Here is an 18430-nt window from a genome sequence, read left to right as displayed (position 1 = left end):
GCAAAGGCAAATGTGCATAACTCGTGGCTTTCCTCCATGCTCCGATCGGCCCGCTCCGTAAGCCGTTGGGCTTTGGAAGAGGCAATGGACGAATTATGTTGCTGCCAAGGCGGTTCGCCGCGAGAATCGTGACCGTGAGGCACGGCGTGGATCATCTGCCCTTGGTCCAGCAAGGCGAGCTGGACCGAGTGAAGCAATTGCTGATGGGCGAGTTCGCCCAAGCGACGGCGCGCGCAACTCAGCCCTGGAAGAGAAACGGGAGCATCCTCAAGGTCGTGTTGTTCGGCAGTTATGCCCGAGAGGATTGGGTCGATGAACCCCAGAATGGCTACCAGTCCGACTATGACCTGCTGATCATCGTCAGTCATCCTGATCTCACTGACATTGCCGACTACTGGTATGTCGCCGAGGATAAGATACTGCGCGACGCCGAAATCGCCCGGCCAGTGAACATCATCGTCCACACGCTGGATGAGGTGAACCAAGCGCTGAGCCGGGGCGAGTATTTTTGGGTCGATATCGTCCGCGACGGCATCGTCCTATACGAACGGCCTGGCAGTGCGTTTGCCACACCGCAACCGCTAACGATGGCTGATGCGTATGAGATGGCGAGCAAGTACCTTTCCGAATGGCTGCCCAGCACAGATAGAGCGTTGACGACGGCACACGAGCAGGCGCTTAAGGGCGCTGACGATCTCGGATGGCGCAAGGAGGCCGTGTTCTCGCTGCATCAGGCGACGGAGCGCGCCTATATCTGCTTCCTGCTTGTCCGAACCCTGTACTTCCCCCGCTCGCACAACATCAAATTCCTGCGGTCGCTGGCCGAGGACAGCGAGACACGGCTGATCGACGCATGGCCGCGCGCCACCCGGATTGACCGCCGGCGCTTCGAATTGCTCAAGCGCGCCTATGTCGAGGCTCGCTACTCGGCGAGCTTCGAGATCACCAATGACGACCTCAATGTCTTGTCCCAATCGGTCCGCACCCTTCGCGATATCGTCGAAATGGTCTCGCGCGAACGTATCGAAACGCTCCGGATAGACGCCGGTCTCTAACTGCCGAGCGATAGCTGCCGGATAGCTTCCGGCTCCGGCATCTGACCGAAACGCACCAAGACAAGCCCATCTGCGCCCATCAGCTCCGTTCCGTTTTGGGCGTCCGTGACCGAGTCTGAATCCGCCCGAGCCGATCCTGTCCGGCGGGCGGGAGCCTCGACGTGACACCGACCAAATTGCTCATCGGCCAGATCCTTGTCGTCTTCGCGATCGTCATCGCGGGCGTGTGGGCCGCGACGCAGTGGGCGGCGGCGATGCTCGCTTATCAGTCCGAACTGGGGCGGCCGTGGTTCCAACTCGGGTCCGTGCCAATTTACCGTCCCTGGGCGTTATTCGGCTGGTGGTATCATTATGATGCCTATGCCCCGATCGTCTTCGACAAGGCGGGCATGCTTGCCGGCACCAGCGGCTTTATCGGCTGCGCGGCGGCGATTTTTGGATCGATATGGCGCGCGCGCCAATCGAGCAATGTCACCACCTATGGCTCGGCGCGCTGGGCCAGCCGCCGCGAGATCGAACGCGCTGGGCTGCATTGCGACGCGGGAGTCATGCTCGGCACGCTCGGTGGCCGCTATCTGCGCCATGACGGCCCGGAGCATATCATGGCGTTTGCGCCCACGCGATCGGGTAAGGGTGTTGGCCTCGTCGTCCCCACCTTGCTGTCCTGGACCGGTTCGACCGTCGTCCACGACATCAAGGGTGAGAATTGGACGCTGACCGCTGGCTGGCGCGCACGCTTCTCGCACTGCCTGCTGTTCAACCCCACCGATGTCGCGTCGGCGCATTACAATCCGCTGCTCGAAGTTCGGCGCGGTATCGACGAAGTGCGCGACGTCCAGAACATCGCAGATATCCTGGTTGATCCCGAGGGTGCGCTGGAACGCCGCAACCATTGGGAAAAGACGAGCCATTCGCTGCTGGTCGGTGCGATCCTCCATATCCTCTATGCCGAGCAGGAGAAGACGCTCGCGCGTGTCGCGACCTTCCTGTCCGACCCGCAGCGCAGCTTCGTGGCCACGCTGCGTCGGATGATGACCACCAATCATCTTGGCGACGATCAAAGCCCCAGGGTCCATCCTGTAATTGCGTCCGCCGCACGCGAACTGCTCAACAAAAGCGAGAACGAGCGTTCTGGCGTGCTCTCGACCGCCATGTCCTTCCTTGGCCTTTATCGTGATCCGACCGTCGCGGAGGTCACGTCCCGCTGCGACTGGCGGATCGCCGACCTAATCGAGGCCGAACGCCCCTTGTCGCTCTATCTCGTCATTCCGCCGTCGGACATCAGCCGCACCAAGCCGCTGATCCGTCTTGTGCTCAACCAGATCGGCCGTCGGCTCACCGAGCGGCTCGACCAGCCCGGCACATCCGCGCGTCGGCACCAGCTCCTGATGATGCTCGACGAGTTCCCGGCATTGGGCCGTCTCGATTTCTTCGAGACCAGTCTCGCATTCATGGCCGGCTATGGCATTCGCGCTTTCCTGATCGCGCAGAGCCTCAACCAGATCGAGAAGGCATATGGCGATCACAACGCCATCCTCGACAATTGCCATGTCCGGGTTGCATTCGCGACTAACGACGAACGCACCGCCAAACGCATTTCCGACGCGCTCGGCACCGCGACCGAGCAGCGCGCCATGCGCAACTATGCAGGCCATCGCCTCGCGCCGTGGCTCGCGCACGTCATGGTCAGCCGCCAGGAAACCGCCCGGCAGCTGCTGACCCCCGGCGAGGTCATGCAGCTATCGCCCGACGAGGAACTCGTGCTCGTGTCCGGGCTCGCGCCGATCCGGGCGCGTAAACTGCGCTACTTCCGCGACCGCAACTTTGTCGCGCGCGTGACACCCGCGCCGGTGCTGGCATCGGGTGAATATTCCGATCGCCCTAAGCCGCGCGGCAATGACTGGTCCGATCAGGTGCGCGGCATCGATGCCCGGCTGCACCAGGCAGAGGATGCTGCGGGCGGCGAGGACGAAAGCGGCATGCAGCAGCAGCGTCATCCCGGCCTTCCCGAACAGGTCTCTAAGGCAACCGACGCCGCCGAAACACGCGATCCCCAGATCGTGCCCGACGACGACGATGTCGCCGCCGACAAGCGCGCCATGGACCAGGCGCAAGGGCAGAACGCCGTCGTCCGGAGCCATGCGATCAACGAGGGCGCGAAGCGCGACCTCATACCGGATTTCTGAGGCTGCGATGAAGATCCGTCAGAACCTTTATATCGACCGCGAACTCAGCGACGCGCTGGAAGTGCTCGCCGCCGGACCGCGCGGCAACAAGAGCCATCTCGTCAACGATGCACTGAAGGACTGGCTCGCGCGCCGGGGGACCAAGGAGGTCGATGACCTCCTCAAGGTTCGCCTCGACCGGCTGTCGCGCGAACTGGCCGGCGCGCGGCGCGACATCGACGTGCTGCTGGAAAGCCTGTCGCTGTTCGTCCGCTACCAGTTGATGGTGACGGCACCTTTGCCTGAAGCCGACGCCGCGGCCCGCGCCACCGGCCGCGACCGCTTCGATGCGTTCGTCTCACAGGTTGGCCGCCAGATTGCGGGCGGCACCCGCACGCTCGTGCCTGCCGAATCCGACGGAGCATCATCGTGATGTCCGCCCAGCCTGAAAGCGTCTCCGCAGAACGCCGCCGCGCGATGCTGCGCACCGCAATGGGATCGGCGATTGCCGCCGCGCTCGCCGACCCGCGCGTCATCGAGATCATGGTCAATCCCGACGGTGCGCTGGGCATCGACATTCTGGGCGAAGGCCGCGTCGATACCGGCGTGAAGCTCGATCCCGCCCAGGTCGAGCGGATCATCCGGCTGGTGGCATCGCATGTCCGGTCCGAAGTCCATGGCGAGAGGCCCATCGTGTCGGCTGAGCTGCCGCCGCTTGGCTCCGGGGCCGGGGAGCGGTTCGAAGGAATTCTGCCGCCAGTTTCGACTGCCCCCTGCTTTTCGATCCGGAAACCTGCGGCCCGCATCTACACGCTGATGGACTATGTGACCGACGGCATCATGTCGGCGGAGGCCGCGCGCCTCTTGTCGCTTTCCGTCGTCGATCGCCGCAACATCCTCGTCGCCGGTGGAACCAGTTCGGGCAAGACCACGCTCGCCAACGCGCTGCTCGCCGAGATGGCGCATTTGGACGAACGGGTGATCCTGATTGAGGACACCCGCGAGCTGCAATCGCCCGCGCGGGACACGGTCGCGCTCAGAACCCGGGCTGGCACCGTGACTATGGGCGATCTCGTGCGCTCGACGCTGCGCCTTCGACCTGACCGCATCATCGTCGGCGAGGTACGTGGGTCCGAAGCGCTGGACATGCTCAAGGCTTGGAACACCGGTCACCCCGGCGGGATCGCGACCGTCCACGCCAACAGCGCCGCATCCGCGCTCTACCGGATCGAACAGCTCATTCAGGAAGCTGTCGTCACCGTCCCGCGCCGCCTCGTCGCCGACGCGATCGACATGATCGTCTTCATTGCCGGACGCGGCACCGCGCGGCGCATCGAAACGATCGCGCGCGTCGCAGGGCTCGACCCCCAGGGCGATTACGCCGTCGTCGATCTCACACCCGTCCTGACCCCTGACCTTCAAGGAGACTGACATGCGTATGCTTCATATCCCCAACCGCGAGCGCTTTTTCCTGACCGGCCTGGCGCTCGGCCTTTCGTTCACCTTGGCGAGCGCAGCACAGGCCGGCGGGTCCGGCATGCCTTGGGAGCAGCCGCTCCAACAGGTTCTCGAGTCTGTCCAGGGACCGGTCGCCAAGATCGTCGCGGTGATCATCATCATCACCACCGGCCTGACGCTCGCCTTCGGCGAGTCCTCGGGCGGCTTTCGCCGGCTGATCCAGATCGTGTTCGGCCTTTCGATCGCGTTCGCCGCTTCGTCCTTCTTTCTGTCCTTCTTCAGCTTTGGCGGCGGGGCGCTCGTCGCATGAGCCCCGTGGACACCGGTCATGTTGCGGGCTTCGAGGCGCCGATCCACGCGAGCCTCGGGCAAGCAATCCTGCTTGGCGGCGCGCCGCGCGGAATCGCCATCGTCAACGGTACGGTCGCAGCGGCCATCGGGCTAGGCCTCCAGCAATGGCTGGTCGGGATCGCGCTATGGGCAGTCGGACACAGCATCGCGGTTTTCGCCGCGCGCCGCGATCCTGATTTCGCAGCCGTTTTGCTCCGCCACCTGCGTCAGAAGGGATATCTGGCGTGCTGAACCTCGCCGAGTATCGCAGCCGTGCCGACCGGCTCGCCGATCATCTGCCCTGGGCGGCGCTGGTCGCACCCGGAATCGTCCTCAACAAGGATGGCAGCTTCCAGCGCAGTTTCGCGTTTCGCGGTCCCGACCTCGAAAGCGCGACCGAGGCGGAGCTCGTCTCCGCCTGCGCGCGCGCCAACAACGTCCTCAAGCGGCATGGGTCGGGTTGGGCGCTATTCTTCGAGGCCGAACGGCGCGAAGCACTGGGCTATCCTGAAAATGTCTTTCCCGATCCTGCGTCGTGGCTGATCGATCAGGAGCGGCGTGCCAGTTTCGAGGCCCAAGGCCAGCATTTCGAGAGCCGCTTTCACGGCACGCTGGTCTGGCTGCCGGATGCCGACAGTAGCGATGCGGCAGGACGGACACTCGTCGAGCGACCCGACGACGCCAAAGGGCGCGACTGGCACGCCAGCCTCTCCGGCTTCATCGCCGAAAGCGATCGCGTGCTCGACCTTCTGTCCAGCTTCATGCCGGAGGTGCGCCCATTAAACGACGGGGAGACGCTGACGTATCTCCACGGCACCGTTTCCAGCCGTCGTCACCCCGTCGTCGTGCCGGAAACGCCGATCTATCTCGATGCGCTGCTCGCTGACACACCGCTGACCGGCGGGCTTGAGCCCAGGCTCGGCGATCTGCATCTGCGCACCCTCACCATCCCCGGTTTTCCGAACCTCAGTCGACCCGGCATTCTCGATGCGCTCAACCATCAGGATTTCGGATACCGCTGGGTCACGCGCTTCATTGCCCTCGACAAGACCGATGCGACCAAGGCGCTGACGAAGATCCGGCGGCAATGGTTCAACAAGCGCAAGTCGATCGCCGCGCTGCTGCGCGAGGTGATGTACAACCAGCCAGCCCAGCTTCTCGACAGCGACGCTGATAACAAGGTGGTCGATGCCGACCTTGCGCTCCAGACGCTCGGCGGCGATCACGTTGCCTTTGGGTATCTGACTACGACGATCACGGTGTCGGACTCCGATCGCGCTCGCGCAGAGGACAAGGTTCGCGCGGTCGAGCGGATCGTCAACGGCCTCGGCTTCACATGCTTGCGCGAAGGCATCAACGCGGTCGAAGCGTGGCTGTCGTCGCTGCCCGGTCAGGCTTACGCGAACGTGCGCCAGCCGCTGATCCATACCCTCAATCTCGCCCATCTCATGCCACTGTCGTCGGTGTGGGCAGGACCTGCTGGCAACCGCCATCTCGACGGCCCGCCACTGCTCTATGCGCAGACCAGTGGATCAACCCCTTTTCGCTTGTCGACCCATATCGGCGATGTCGGGCACATGCTCGTCGTCGGTCCCACCGGTGCTGGCAAGTCGGTGCTGCTGGCCCTGATCGCATTGCAGTTCCGGCGCTATGCCGGCTCGCAACTCTATATCTTCGACAAGGGCTATTCGGCACGCGCGGCGGTGCTGGCGATGGGCGGCGCGCATCATGCGTTGGGTCTCGGCGCGGATAGCGGCGACACTTTGGCGTTCCAGCCGCTTCGCCGCGTTGATGATCCCAGCGAACGGAGCTGGGCGGCAGAATGGATCGCGGCGCTGCTGGCCCACGAAAAGGTCATCGTCACCCCCGAGGTCAAGGACGCTGTGTGGTCCGCACTTTGCAGCCTCGCATCGGCACCACCTCAGGAGCGGACGCTGACCGGACTGGCCATGCTACTCCAGTCCAATGCGTTACGCATCGCGCTGACCGCCTATACGCTCGACGGCCCCTATGGGCGTCTCCTGGACGCGGCTGAACAGCATCTCGCCTTCGCGGACATCCAGTGCTTCGAAACCGAGGCGCTGATGGGACAGGCCGGGGTGGTCGCCCCGGTTCTGACCTATCTCTTCCACCGCCTCGAAGAGCGCTTCGACGGTCGGCCAACGCTACTCGTTCTCGACGAGGCCTGGATTTTTCTCGATCATCCAATCTTTGCCGCGCGCATTCGCGAATGGCTGAAGACCCTGCGCAAGAAGAATGTCGCGGTGCTGTTCGCAACGCAGAGCCTCGCCGATATCGCCGACAGCAGCATCGCGCCGGCGATCATAGAGAGCTGCCCGCAGCGCATTTTGCTGCCCAACGACCGCGCGATCGAGCCGCAATCGCGGGCCGCCTATGAGCGTTTCGGACTCAATGACCGGCAAATCGAGCTGGTAAGCCGCGCAACGCCGAAGCGGCAATATTACCTTCAATCGGCGCGCGGCAATCGGCTGTTCGAGCTCGGCCTCGGGCCAATCGCGCTCGCGCTGTGCGGTGCGTCCGATCCGGCAACCCAGGCGCGCATCGACGCGCTGCTGGCGGAGCATGGCCCCGAGAATTTCGCGGCCCGCTTCCTTGAGCAAGCTGGTCTCGACTGGGCCGCCGACCTCCTCGCCGATTTCCCGAATTTCGCGCCCACCGAAGAAGGAGAAGTGTAATGCGTATTGTCACCCGCAAAGTCCTGATCGCGTCCGCGCTCAGCATCGGAACCGCCGGTTCGCTGGCTATGGGGCTCGCCAGTGCGAGCACCCCGGCACGCGCGCAAATCAGCGTATTCGACCCGACCAACTACAGCCAGAACCTGCTCACTGCGGCGCGCACGCTCACCCAGATCAACAATCAGATCCAGTCGCTCCAGAACGAAGCGACGATGCTAATCAATCAGGCGAAGAACCTCAGCCGGATCGACTTTCCGCAACTCCAGCAGCTCAACCAGAACTTGGCTGCGATCGACCGGTTGATGGGGCAGGCGCAAGGGATCGATTTCAGGGTCGATGGCCTGGACCAGCAGTTCAGCCAGTTGTTTCCCAAGGACTTCAATCAGGCACTGACCACCAACAAACAGGTGGTCGCCGCCAAAGCGCGGCTCGATGCCGCAATGTCGGGCTTCCGGCAGGCGATGGGCGTGCAATCCCAGATCGTCACCAACGTGCAGGCTGATGCCGGGACGCTGAGCGAGATCGTTGCGAAGAGCCAGGGCGCTGAGGGCGGCTTGCAAGCCCAACAAGCCACGAACCAGCTACTGGCACTCACCGCCAAGCAGCAGTTCCAGATCCAGAAGATGATGGCGGCGCAATACCGCGCCGAAGCAACCGAAGCCGCGCGTCGTGCACAGGCCGAGGCAGAAGGGCGGGAACGCACCCGGAAATTTCTGGGCACCGGCCAAGCCTACACGCGCGAATAGGCGCGGTGACGAGCTGAGGCGGCGCAGTCCAGCTCCCCGATCGCGCCGCCTCGTCGCGGAGTCCGTTTGCCTTGCCCCCGGGTGGCGGGCTCCGCGACACCTTTACTCAAGTCGAAAGCTGCCGAACCGTGCAAGATCTCAATGTCATCGACCGCTTCATGCAGGCCTTCATCCGCTACATCGACAGCGGATTCGGGCTGCTCGGCAATGACGTCGGATTTCTCACCGCGACGCTGATAGGGATCGACATCACGCTCGCTGGCCTGTTCTGGGCAATGGGTGGCGACGACAACGTCCTTGGCCGGTTCCTCAAGAAAATCCTCTACATTGGTGCGTTCGCGTTCATCCTGAACAGCTTCTCGACGCTTGCTGACATCATCTTCAAATCGTTCGCCCAGGCCGGACTGACGGCTGGCGGCGGCACGCTGTCGGCCGACGACCTGCTTCGCCCCGGACAAGTCGCATCAACCGGCTTCAGCGCCGCCTGGCCGCTGCTCGAGCAGGCCTCGAGCATGATGGGCTTTGTCAGCTTCTTCGAGAACTTCCTGACGATCATGGTCCTGCTGTTTGCCTGGGCGATCGTCATCCTCGCCTTCTTCATCCTCGCCGTGCAGATGTTCGTGACCATCATTGAGTTCAAGCTGACGAGCCTCGCCGGCTTCATCCTCGTGCCGTTCGCGCTGTGGAACCGCACCAGCTTCCTCGCCGAGCGCGTGCTTGGCAATGTGGTCAGCTCGGGCATCAAGGTGATGGTGCTCGCGGTCATCGTCGGCATCGGTTCGAACTTTTTCGCCGAGTTTACCACCTCGATGCAGGGACAAGAGCCCGATCTCGGTGCCGCGATGAGCCTCGCGCTCGGCGCGCTTTCGCTGTTCGGCCTCGGTATCTTCGGTCCCGGCATCGCCTCCGGTTTGGTAGCGGGCGCGCCGCAGCTGGGTGCAGGCGCTGCGCTCGGTACGGCCGCCGGCGCGGCGGGCGTCACCATGCTTGCCGGCGGTGCGACGATGGGCGCGGCCAGCGCGATCGGGGGCGGTGCGCTCAGCGCGGTCCGCGCCGGGACATCAATGGGATCGGCTGCATCGACCGCTTACACGCTCGGCAAGGACACCGCCCCGTCGCCGACCATGGCTGCCGGCCTTGGCGGCGTCGCCCGCGCCGCAGGTAACGCCGCCCGCGATCGCGCGTCGAGCGCGCTCGGGCTTGGCGAAGCCGCATCGAGCGGCCGCACGGCTGCCTGGAACGCGCTCAATCGGTCCGGCGCAGGTGAGCCTGCCTCCTCAACGACTGTCGGCGAAGGAGCGCCCGAATGGGCTCAATCGATGCGCGCGCAGCAAAACGCTCGTCATCACCGTCAGATCGCACTGCACTCGATTCAACAGGGCGATCGTGGCGGTGCCTCCGCTCACCCCGACATCAAGGAAAGGGACGACTGATGATCTTCAAGCGCGCCGTCCAGCGCTACGGACGGACACCCCAGCCCGAAACGCCCTACCAACGTGCCAGTCAGCTGTGGGACGAGCGGATCGGCTCGGCCCGGGTTCAGGCCCGAAACTGGCGGCTAATGGCGTTCGGAACGTTGACGCTCACCTGCGCCATGTCTGCCGCACTCATCTGGCAGTCACTCCAGAGCAGGGTCACGCCCTATGTGGTCGAGGTCGATCGTCTTGGCGAGGCACGGGCGGTCACCGAGGCCGAGGCTGGATACAAGCCCACAGACCCACAGATCGCCTGGCATCTGGCGAAGTTCATCGAAAATGTTCGCGCTGTTTCGCTCGACCCGGTGCTGATGCGCCGCGACTGGCTATCAGCCTACGCCTTCGTGACCGAGCGCGGCGCCCGATCCCTCGACGACTATGCAAGGGCTGCGGACCCGTTCGCCCGGATCGGCGAGCGAACCGTGGCGGTGCAGGTGACCAGCGTCGTCCGCGCCTCGGAGCGATCGTTTCAGGTGAAATGGACCGAAACGCCCTACGAGCGCGGGAGTGCGGGGGGGATCATCGACCTGGACGGGGATTTTGACGATCGTGACGAAGCCGCCCGTATCGGCGGACACGATTCGCAAGAATCCGCTCGGCATCTACGTCGATGCGATCGACTGGAGCCGCGAGATCGAGCCGGCAACGGTCACCGCCCCGGCGCGCACGCCGCCGCCTCCGTCCTCAGACAACCTGCCGCTGGGCTCGCCGCTCGATCCGAACCTTGCCGCACAACCGACCCCCAATCCGGAGACACAGCCATGATCCGCTACCTTGCAGTGCCATCCCTGCTGGTGCTTGCCCTTCCGCCAGCAGCGCATGCGGCCGGGGCTTCACCATCTCAAAGCAGCCCGACGCAACGGACGGTCGCATCCGCCAACCGCCTTGCAACCATCGAACCCGCTGCAAATGGTTTCCTGCATGCCGTTCAGGTTTATCCCTTTACGGAAGGGGCAATCTATCGCGTGATGACCGCACCCGGGCGGGTTACCGACATTGCGCTCCAGCCAGGGGAAACGCTCGTGGCGGTAGCCAGCGGCGACACGGCTCGCTGGGTTATCGGCGATACGACCAGCGGATCGGGCACCGCGAAGCGTACGCATGTGTTGGTCAAACCGTTCAGTGCTGGGTTGTCGACCAACCTTGTGATCACCACTGACCGCCGCAGCTATCATATTGCGCTCACCAGCGTCGGGAAGACGGCGATGGCTGCGCTCTCATGGACCTATCCGCAGGATGCGCTGATCGCCCTCAAACGCGCGGCCACGGCCGCCGAGGCAATGGCCCCGGTGGCCGCCGGCATCGAGGTGGAAACTCTTCATTTCAACTATGTCGTATCGGGCGATCGTCCTTCCTGGCGGCCGCTACGCGCGTTCGACGATGGCAGGCAGACGTTCATCGAGTTTCCTGCGTCGCTCGCTGTCGGGGTGGCTCCCCCGATCTTTCTGGTGGACGCAAAGGGCGAGGCCCAGCTGGTCAACTATCGGGTGAAGGGCCGTTTCTACGTGGTCGATCGGATCTTCGATGCTGCGGAGCTTCGTCTCGGCACGAAGAATCAGCAGGTCGTCCGCATCAGCCGGCTGGCGGCTGGCGCTAAGACACGGAGGGGATCATGACCGACGGGAATGATCGGCCGGCGACTGATGTCCAAGCAGCGCCCGGCAAGGCTGATCCGGAAACACTGGCACTTCGCGCCCAGCCGGCGCGGGCGATCCGTTTCAAGCGCGGTGCCATCGTGGCGATCGCGGCGCTCGGCTCCGTCAGCCTTGTCGCAACCGCCTGGGTTGCGCTCAGGCCATCCAATCTGCAGCTCGTAGGCCAGGCTGACGATCGGACAATCATTGCGAAGCCCCCTACCGACGCGCTCAGCGCACTTCCGGGCGGCTATGGCGACGTACCCAAGCTCGGACCGCCGTTGCCTGGTGATCTCGGCCGACCCATTCTCGATCATCAGCGCGCAATGGGAACCGAGCCGGTGGAAGGAGAGGCAGCCCGGGCCGATCAGGCGGCAGCAACCGAACGTGAGCGGCGCGCTGCTGAATTGAGAGCTGCGCGAGAATCCGGGTTGCTCGTTCAGTCGGGCAGTCGTCCAATCCCGACCGCTGAGGCTCAGGCAGCATTGCCTCTGGCACCGGTGGCAAGCGCCGATGCGCCGCGGCCTGCAGTCAACCCGGACCGCGATCCCAACGCCCAGCAGCGCAAGGCCGATTTTGTGGCCAAGCGCGATTCCGGCGGCGACGTCAACGGTGATCGGCTGACCCCACCTGCATCACCAAATATGCTTTCAGCCGGCAGCGTGATCGCCGCAGGTCTGATCACCGGTCTTAGGTCAGATCTCCCCGGCCTCGTCACCGCCCAGGTCACCGAACGGGTCTATGACAGCGCAACCGGCTCCATCCTGCTCATTCCGCAGGGCGCTCGGCTGATCGGCAGCTATGACAGCGTCGTAGCGTATGGGCAGAAGCGCGCGCTGATCGTGTGGCAGCGGATCATATTGCCCGACGGCAGTTCGATCCGGCTAGATAACGTCCCCGCGACCGACCCGTCGGGCTATGCGGGACTCGCCGACAAGGTCGACTTCCACACCTGGACGCTGCTCAAGGGCGTCGCGATTTCAACGCTGTTGGGCGTCGGTGCCAACCTCTCCTTCTCCGGTGAAAGCGATCTCGTTCAAGCAATTCGGGAATCGACCCAGCAGAATGTCTCCCGCGCTGGAGACCAGATCACGTCGCGCAACCTGCAAGTTCAGCCGACCATCACGATCCGGCCCGGCGCCCCTGTTCGGCTGGTCGTCCATCGCGACCTGATTCTCGCGCCCTGGCGCGGCTAGGAGACAACGATGCCAACCATTAAGCTGACCAAGCTGCCTGATCGCACGCCGATCAAGCTCACCATCACCATCACGCCGGACCTGAACCAGTTGCTGGCGGACTACGCGGAAGCCTATCGGGATGCCTATGGTCAGTCGGAGCAGGTGACTGACCTGATCCCCTATATGCTTCGCTCCTTTCTTGAGAGCGATCGCGGTTTCAGCCGCGGGAAGGCGAAATCATGACTTCACCCTCCCTGCCGACGCGGAACCATGAGCATGGCGGTGTCGCGATCGAGCCATTGTCCGTGCGCATCGCGACAGCGGTCCAGATCACGGGGATCAGCCGCTCTCGACTTTATGAACTTATCCAGTCTGGCGATCTTGAGACGGTCAAGGTCGGTCGGTCGACACTCATACCATATCGCAGCCTCAAGGAGCTGGTCGGCGGCTAACCCTATCGTCGACCGCCTCCGCTCCCGAAGATCGGACGAAAAATTGCTGCGCCGTCACGCAGCTGGTCAAGATGGTCCGACCAGTGCTGCATCATTCGGACTCGCTCGTCCCAATATTCTCCCCGCGTGTAAGCGCGGCGCACCGCGCTGCCGTCGAGGTGAGCGAGCTGCTTTTCAATCGCATCGGGGTTCCAGATGCCCATCTCGTTGAGCAGCGTTGCTGCCATGGCGCGAAAGCCATGCGCGGTCATCTCCTGCTGACTGTAGCCAAGCCGGCGAAGCGCTGCGTTGATCGTGTTCTCCGACATCGGCTTGTCCGCCGACCTGAAGGATGGAAACAGGTATTTCCCATGTCCGGTGAGCGTATGAAGGTGATCGAGATGCGCCATGACCTGTCGGGACAGCGACACCCGATGCGGGCGGCGCATTTTCATTTTCTCCGCCGGGATCGACCAGATTGCATTCTGCGCTTCAATTTCGGCCCATTCGGCCTTGCGCAACTCTCCTGGCCGGACAAACAAGTACGGCGATAGCTGAAGTGCGACCGCAGTAATCTCGTGGCCAGTGTAGCCTTCGATCGCGCGCATCAGCGCACCAGCTTCCTTCGGCGTCGTGATGGCTGCAAGGTGCGTGACCTTGGGTGTGATGAGGGCACCGCGAAGGTCGGCCGCTACGTCGCGGTCTGCTCGGGCGGTTGCGATGCCATAGCGAAGGACGCGGCTTAGTACGCTGCGCATCCGGCGGGCGCTCTCGTAGCGCCCAGTTGCCTCCACCTTGCGCAACACGGAAAGCACGTCCTGCGCAGTGACCTTTGAGATCGGCAGGTTGCCGATCGTGGGATAGGCCATGCCCAATAGCCAGCGAATCTTCTCCAGCGTGACATGCGCCCGACCCTCCCGTTCAATCTTGTCGAGCCACTCCTCGGCAACCGTCTTGAACGTATTGTCGGATGCGATCTTCTCCGCGATTCGAGAGAGTCTCTTCTCTGCGCACGGATCGAGTCCGGCGGCGATCTGCTCTTTCGCTTCGGTCCGTCGCTGGCGTGCCGCTGCGATTCCCACCTCGGGCCAGGCCCCGAAATACAGTGTCTTCTGCCGACCAAGGTGACGGTAATTCATACGCCAGAGCTTCGCGCCGTTCGGCTGTACGAGAAGGTAAAGCCCCTCGGAGTCGGCTACCTTGTAGGCTTTGTCCCTGGGCTTGGCGTTGGTGATCTGGATGTGATTCAGTGCCATGATGGTGCTAGCTCCAAAGGGCTCGCCGGCACCATCAAAAACACCATCATTTTGATGGTGCTGCCGATGGATTCGGGTGGATGAGCCCGGATTCCATTCGGCGATTTTCACTGAAAATATGCTGTAAAACCAGCTGCTTACTGGACCTTCCCGGACGTCGCCGGAAAGGCCTCTGGTGCCCAGAAGAGGACTCGAACCTCCACGACCTTGCGATCGCCAGCACCTGAAGCTGGTGCGTCTACCAATTCCGCCATCTGGGCACGGGGTAGGCGAGCGCCTCTACGGGGGCGTCCGGGGGCTGTCAACCGGCTTGCCCGGCAAATCAGCACCCCGTCTCGATTTTTTTCGGCGACGCCGCTCAGCGTTGCTGGCGAATGGCCAGGACCAGCCCGCCGCCGAGCAGGGTCAGCGCCGCGAGCAGCAGCATCACAGGCCCGAAATCGCGCGGGGTGGACAGCGCCCAGGCCAGCGCCGGGCCGATCAGCGCGGGCAGCGTGTTGGTGAGGTTGATGAGGCCGAGGTCGCGCCCGCGATGGTCGGGGCTGGGCAGCAACTGCATCGCAAAGCCGGAATGGATCGACAGGAACACCGACGACCCCATCGCATATAGCGCGAAGGCGGAGGCTGCGACTCCCCAGTCACGCGCGACGGCGAGGCCGAGTAGCCCGGCGGCGGCGACTGCGGCGGCGGCCAGCAGGAACGGCTTGCGCCGCCCGATCCGGTCGGACCAGCGGCCAAGCAGTACCGCTACGGGTAGCGGAAGCAGGTAGGCGATCGTCATCAATTGCCCGATCGGACCGACCTGCTTGGCGGCGGACAGATCGGGGTCGATGCTGACGAAATAATAGACCAGATAGAGCGACAGGACGTTCCCCGCGACCTGAACGAGCAGCCGCGAGGTCCAGGCAATGGCGAGATCGCGCCCGAGCAGGCGGGGCGGGGCGCTGGCGCTGTCCGGGACCGCGAGCCGCGAGGGGGTCCGCAGCAGTGGCACCACGCAGATGAGAACGGCGCCGAACACGAAGCCGAGCTGCGCGCCTGCTCCGGCAAGGTTGAGGCCGATCATCAGCGCGCCGACCGCGGAGGCGAGTGGGGAGCCGAGCGCGATCAGTCCGCCGGCTAGGCCCATCTGGGCCCCGGGCACTTCGTCGGCCATGATCGCGAACATGGGGGACAGCAGTGCATTGACGGCGACCTGAAACAGGATGATCGCGAGGATGATCGCGGTGGGAGTCTGCGCCAGCGCCACCGCCGCGAACGATAGCCCGAGCAGGGCGAGGCCCAGTACGACCCAGGATCGCCGCGTGCCGCCCCGGGCGAGCGCGCGATCGCTGGCCCAGCCAAATGCAATGTTCGACAGGCTGGCTGCGATGGCGCCGGCAATCACCGTGGCGGTGAACAGACCGATCCGCGCCTCGCCCGCGATCTCCGCGATCTTGACCGGCAGCAACAAGCTGAGCAGCGGCAGGAACGCGATCACGCCCCCCGCATTGGCGAGCGCGACCAGCAGGATGAATCCCGTCCCGCGCCGCCTCGCGCCGCCTGAACCGTTGTCGGTCGTCACCCTCTCCGCCCGTTCGGCCGCGTGGATGCGCGGCGCTTATCCGATGGCTAGGGCTTCATCGTCGCCGCGTCGAGCGTCGTGGTGAGCGTCATCGACCGGTCGGTCGCATCGCGGGCGATGGCGACGCGATAGCTGCCCCCCGCGATCCGCCAGCCGGGCAGGGCGGCGTCGTAATCGGCAAGGATGCGCGGTTCGGCGGTCAGCGTCACGCGCCGCGATTCGCCGGGGTCGAGCGTCACCCGCTGGAATGCGGCGAGGCGCATCGGCTTGCCCGATCCATCGCGGGTCACATAGAGTTGCGGCACATCCGCCCCGGCGCGCTGGCCGCTATTGGTGACGGTGAAGCTGACGGTCAACTTTTTGCCTCCCGTCACCTGCGGCTGGGCATAGGCGAACTGGGTGTAGCTGAGGCCGTGGCCGAAGGCGAAGAGCGGCTTGTTCCCCTGCTTCTCGTACCAGCGGTAGCCGACGTCGCTGCCCTCCGGATATTTGACGGGGAAGGTCTGGAGGCTGAAATCGCCGCCCGCAGCGGGGTTGGACGCCGCATCGCGCTCGAGTCCCGTGAGCAGGTCGAGGCCGACCGGCGTGGGGCGCGGTGCCTGTGCCTCGCGCGCGGGGAAGGTGATCGGCAGGCGGCCCGACGGATTGACCTTGCCGGTCAGGATATTGGCGATCGCCTCGCCGCCGCGCTGGCCGGGATACCAGGCCTGAACCACAGCCGGGACCGATGACAGCCACGGCATCGTCACCGGGCCGCCGGTGGTGAGGACGACGACCGTCTTCGGCTGGGCCTTTGCGACGTTCGCGATCAACGCGTCCTGATGGTCGGGCAGGCGCAGGTTGGGAACATCGTCCGCCTCGGTCGTCCATTGCGTTGCGAACACGATGACGATGTCGGCCTTGGCGGCAGCGTCCAGCGTCGTGTTCATGTTGCGGCCGTCGGTGAAGTCGACCGTTGCTCCCGGCGCTGCCTTGCGCAGCGCGGCGAGCGGGGATGAGGCATGCCAGGTAATCCGCGCGAAGGAGGCGGAGCCGCCATAGGCCAGCGGAATCTCGATCGGCGCACCGCCGACCGAGCGCACCTGGCTGGAGCCGCCGCCCGACAGCACGCCGACATCGGCGCCGCCGCCGATAATCAGGATCTTCTTCGCGCTCGCGGCCAGCGGCAGGATGCCGCCGTCATTCTTGAGCAGCACGATGCCGGCCTCCGCAGCGCGCTGCGCGACATCGGCATTGGCGGCGTAATCGATCGGCTGGGCGGCGGCGGGCATCGGCGTGTCGAATGCGCCGGTGAGGATCAGGCCGGTCAGATAGCGGGCGACCATGTCGTTGAGCCGCGCCATCGGCACCTCGCCCTTCTCGACCGCGGCCTTGAGTGGCGCGTCGAAAAACATCGCCTTGTCCAGTTCCTGACCCGATTGCTGGTCGAGGCCTGCCATCGCGGCCTTGACCGTGGTGTGGACCCCGCCCCAGTCGCTCATCACCCAGCCGGGATAGGCCCAGTCGCGCTTCAGTACCTTGTTGAGCAGGAAGTCGTTTTCCGACGCCCAATGGCCGTTGACCTTGTTGTACGCGGCCATCACCGATCCGGGCTTGCCCTTCTCGATCGCGATCTGAAAGGCGAGCAGGTCGCTCTCGCGCAGCGCCGCCTCGTCGATCTGCGCGTCGAGGACCATGCGTCCGGTTTCCTGCGCGTTGAGCGCGAAATGCTTGATCGTGGAGACGATGCGGTTCGACTGGACCCCCGCAATATGCGCGCCGGCCAGCTCGCCCGCGAGCAGGGGGTCTTCGCCCAGATATTCGAAATTGCGCCCGCCCCACGGGTCACGGGTCAGGTTGACGCCGCCTGCGAGCAGGACGTTGAAACGCTTGGCGCGCGCTTCGGCACCGATCATCGCGCCGCCTGCGCGCGCGATCTCGGGGTCGAAGGTCGCGGCGGTGGCGAGGCTGGAGGGCAGGGCGGTAGCGACATCGCCCTTGCGCTGTTCGACCTGATTCGCGACGCCAAGCGAGGCATCGCTTTCGCGCACGATCGGAATGCCGACGCGCGGTACGCCGTCGATATGGCCGGCGGAGGGGATCAGTTCGTTCTGCGTCTTGCCGTTGGCCATCGGCGGGAACAGTCCGTGGACGAGCATGATCTTCTCGTCGAGCGTGAGCTTTGCGACGATCGCGTCGGCGCGGGCGCGCGCCTGTTTGGCGGTGACGGTCGACTTGGCCGCAGCTTTGGGAGCCTGCTGCGCGACTCCGGCACTGGTGGCGAGTGCGCCGGCGGCGGCCGCAGACAAGAGTGCGGCAATCATCCTCGACATCGAAATTCCCCTCCAGATACGCATGCCGTGCGGATTCCCCGCCGACGCCATTCTTCGCCCAGACAGCATAGATTGAGAACGTTCACAATAGCGGAAATGCGCGGGTTAGGCTTTTTGGCACCCTGCGCAC

Annotated in this window: 16 protein-coding genes, 1 tRNA gene and 1 pseudogene; 14 read left to right on the top strand and 4 right to left on the bottom strand. The window is 64.4% G+C overall.

From position 1 onward, the window contains the following. Window positions 1-146: 146 nt before the first annotated feature. The 14 genes and pseudogenes from LRS08_RS04650 (at window position 147) to LRS08_RS04585 (ending at window position 13189) form a co-directional block, all read left to right on the top strand. A complete protein-coding gene (locus tag LRS08_RS04650) occupies window positions 147-1055 on the top strand; it encodes a HEPN domain-containing protein (RefSeq protein ID WP_224921324.1) in 909 nt (302 codons plus the stop codon). A 161-nt stretch (window positions 1056-1216) separates the two neighbouring features. After that, complete coding sequence (locus LRS08_RS04645; protein ID WP_224921325.1) at window positions 1217-3241, top strand: conjugal transfer protein TraG; 2025 nt, start codon at window positions 1217-1219, stop codon at window positions 3239-3241. A gap of 7 nt (window positions 3242-3248) precedes the next feature. Beyond that, complete coding sequence (locus LRS08_RS04640; protein WP_224921326.1) at window positions 3249-3653, top strand: CopG family transcriptional regulator; 405 nt, start codon at window positions 3249-3251, stop codon at window positions 3651-3653. Beyond that, entirely contained in the window at window positions 3653-4651 is a 999-nt protein-coding gene (gene trbB, locus LRS08_RS04635; RefSeq protein ID WP_224921327.1) for a P-type conjugative transfer ATPase TrbB, read from the top strand. The genes LRS08_RS04640 and trbB overlap by 1 nt, the downstream gene beginning before the upstream one ends. A gap of 7 nt (window positions 4652-4658) precedes the next feature. Further along, window positions 4659-4988, top strand: coding sequence for a TrbC/VirB2 family protein (locus LRS08_RS04630; protein WP_374581286.1), 330 nt, complete (start codon window positions 4659-4661; stop codon window positions 4986-4988). Continuing rightward, a complete protein-coding gene (locus LRS08_RS04625; RefSeq protein ID WP_224921329.1) occupies window positions 4985-5260 on the top strand; it encodes a VirB3 family type IV secretion system protein in 276 nt (91 codons plus the stop codon). The genes LRS08_RS04630 and LRS08_RS04625 overlap by 4 nt, the downstream gene beginning before the upstream one ends. Next, window positions 5254-7704 (top strand): conjugal transfer protein TrbE, encoded by a 2451-nt coding sequence (gene trbE, locus LRS08_RS04620; protein WP_224921330.1) that lies wholly within the window; start codon window positions 5254-5256, stop codon window positions 7702-7704. The genes LRS08_RS04625 and trbE overlap by 7 nt, the downstream gene beginning before the upstream one ends. Continuing rightward, a complete protein-coding gene (gene trbJ, locus LRS08_RS04615; RefSeq protein WP_224921331.1) occupies window positions 7704-8450 on the top strand; it encodes a P-type conjugative transfer protein TrbJ in 747 nt (248 codons plus the stop codon). The genes trbE and trbJ overlap by 1 nt, the downstream gene beginning before the upstream one ends. A gap of 128 nt (window positions 8451-8578) precedes the next feature. Next, window positions 8579-9883 carry a P-type conjugative transfer protein TrbL gene (gene trbL / locus LRS08_RS04610; protein WP_224921332.1) on the top strand — a complete coding sequence of 435 codons (1305 nt, stop codon included), beginning with the start codon at window positions 8579-8581 and terminating at the stop codon, window positions 9881-9883. Continuing rightward, a pseudogene (gene trbF, locus LRS08_RS04605) lies at window positions 9883-10690 on the top strand (conjugal transfer protein TrbF). The gene trbL and the pseudogene trbF overlap by 1 nt, the downstream one beginning before the upstream one ends. Next, window positions 10687-11541: a P-type conjugative transfer protein TrbG gene (gene trbG, locus LRS08_RS04600; protein ID WP_224921334.1), complete on the top strand. Its 855-nt coding sequence runs from the start codon at window positions 10687-10689 to the stop codon at window positions 11539-11541. The pseudogene trbF and the gene trbG overlap by 4 nt, the downstream one beginning before the upstream one ends. Continuing rightward, entirely contained in the window at window positions 11538-12755 is a 1218-nt protein-coding gene (locus LRS08_RS04595; RefSeq protein WP_224921335.1) for a TrbI/VirB10 family protein, read from the top strand. The genes trbG and LRS08_RS04595 overlap by 4 nt, the downstream gene beginning before the upstream one ends. A 9-nt stretch (window positions 12756-12764) precedes the next feature. Further along, window positions 12765-12980, top strand: coding sequence for a DUF2274 domain-containing protein (locus tag LRS08_RS04590; protein ID WP_224921336.1), 216 nt, complete (start codon window positions 12765-12767; stop codon window positions 12978-12980). After that, a complete protein-coding gene (locus tag LRS08_RS04585; protein WP_224921337.1) occupies window positions 12977-13189 on the top strand; it encodes a helix-turn-helix domain-containing protein in 213 nt (70 codons plus the stop codon). The genes LRS08_RS04590 and LRS08_RS04585 overlap by 4 nt, the downstream gene beginning before the upstream one ends. A gap of 2 nt (window positions 13190-13191) precedes the next feature. Here LRS08_RS04585 and LRS08_RS04580 read toward each other — a convergent pair whose 3' ends face one another. The 4 genes from LRS08_RS04580 to LRS08_RS04565 form a co-directional block, all read right to left on the bottom strand. Beyond that, a complete protein-coding gene (locus LRS08_RS04580; protein ID WP_224921691.1) occupies window positions 13192-14424 on the bottom strand; it encodes a tyrosine-type recombinase/integrase in 1233 nt (410 codons plus the stop codon). Between the two features lie 173 nt (window positions 14425-14597). Next, a tRNA-Leu gene (locus LRS08_RS04575) sits at window positions 14598-14684 on the bottom strand. Between the two features lie 98 nt (window positions 14685-14782). Then, a complete protein-coding gene (locus tag LRS08_RS04570) occupies window positions 14783-15988 on the bottom strand; it encodes an MFS transporter (RefSeq protein WP_257844707.1) in 1206 nt (401 codons plus the stop codon). Window positions 15989-16035: 47 nt separating this feature from the next. Further along, window positions 16036-18300, bottom strand: coding sequence for a beta-glucosidase (locus LRS08_RS04565; RefSeq protein ID WP_257844708.1), 2265 nt, complete (start codon window positions 18298-18300; stop codon window positions 16036-16038). Window positions 18301-18430: the final 130 nt, after the last annotated feature.

Origin of the sequence: Sphingomonas sp. J315 (genome assembly GCF_024666595.1) — a bacterium.
In the GTDB taxonomy this organism is placed as follows: Bacteria; Pseudomonadota; Alphaproteobacteria; order Sphingomonadales; family Sphingomonadaceae; genus Sphingomonas.
Note: the sequence above shows the minus strand (reverse complement) of the source record. Positions and strands in the feature narration are given on the sequence as shown.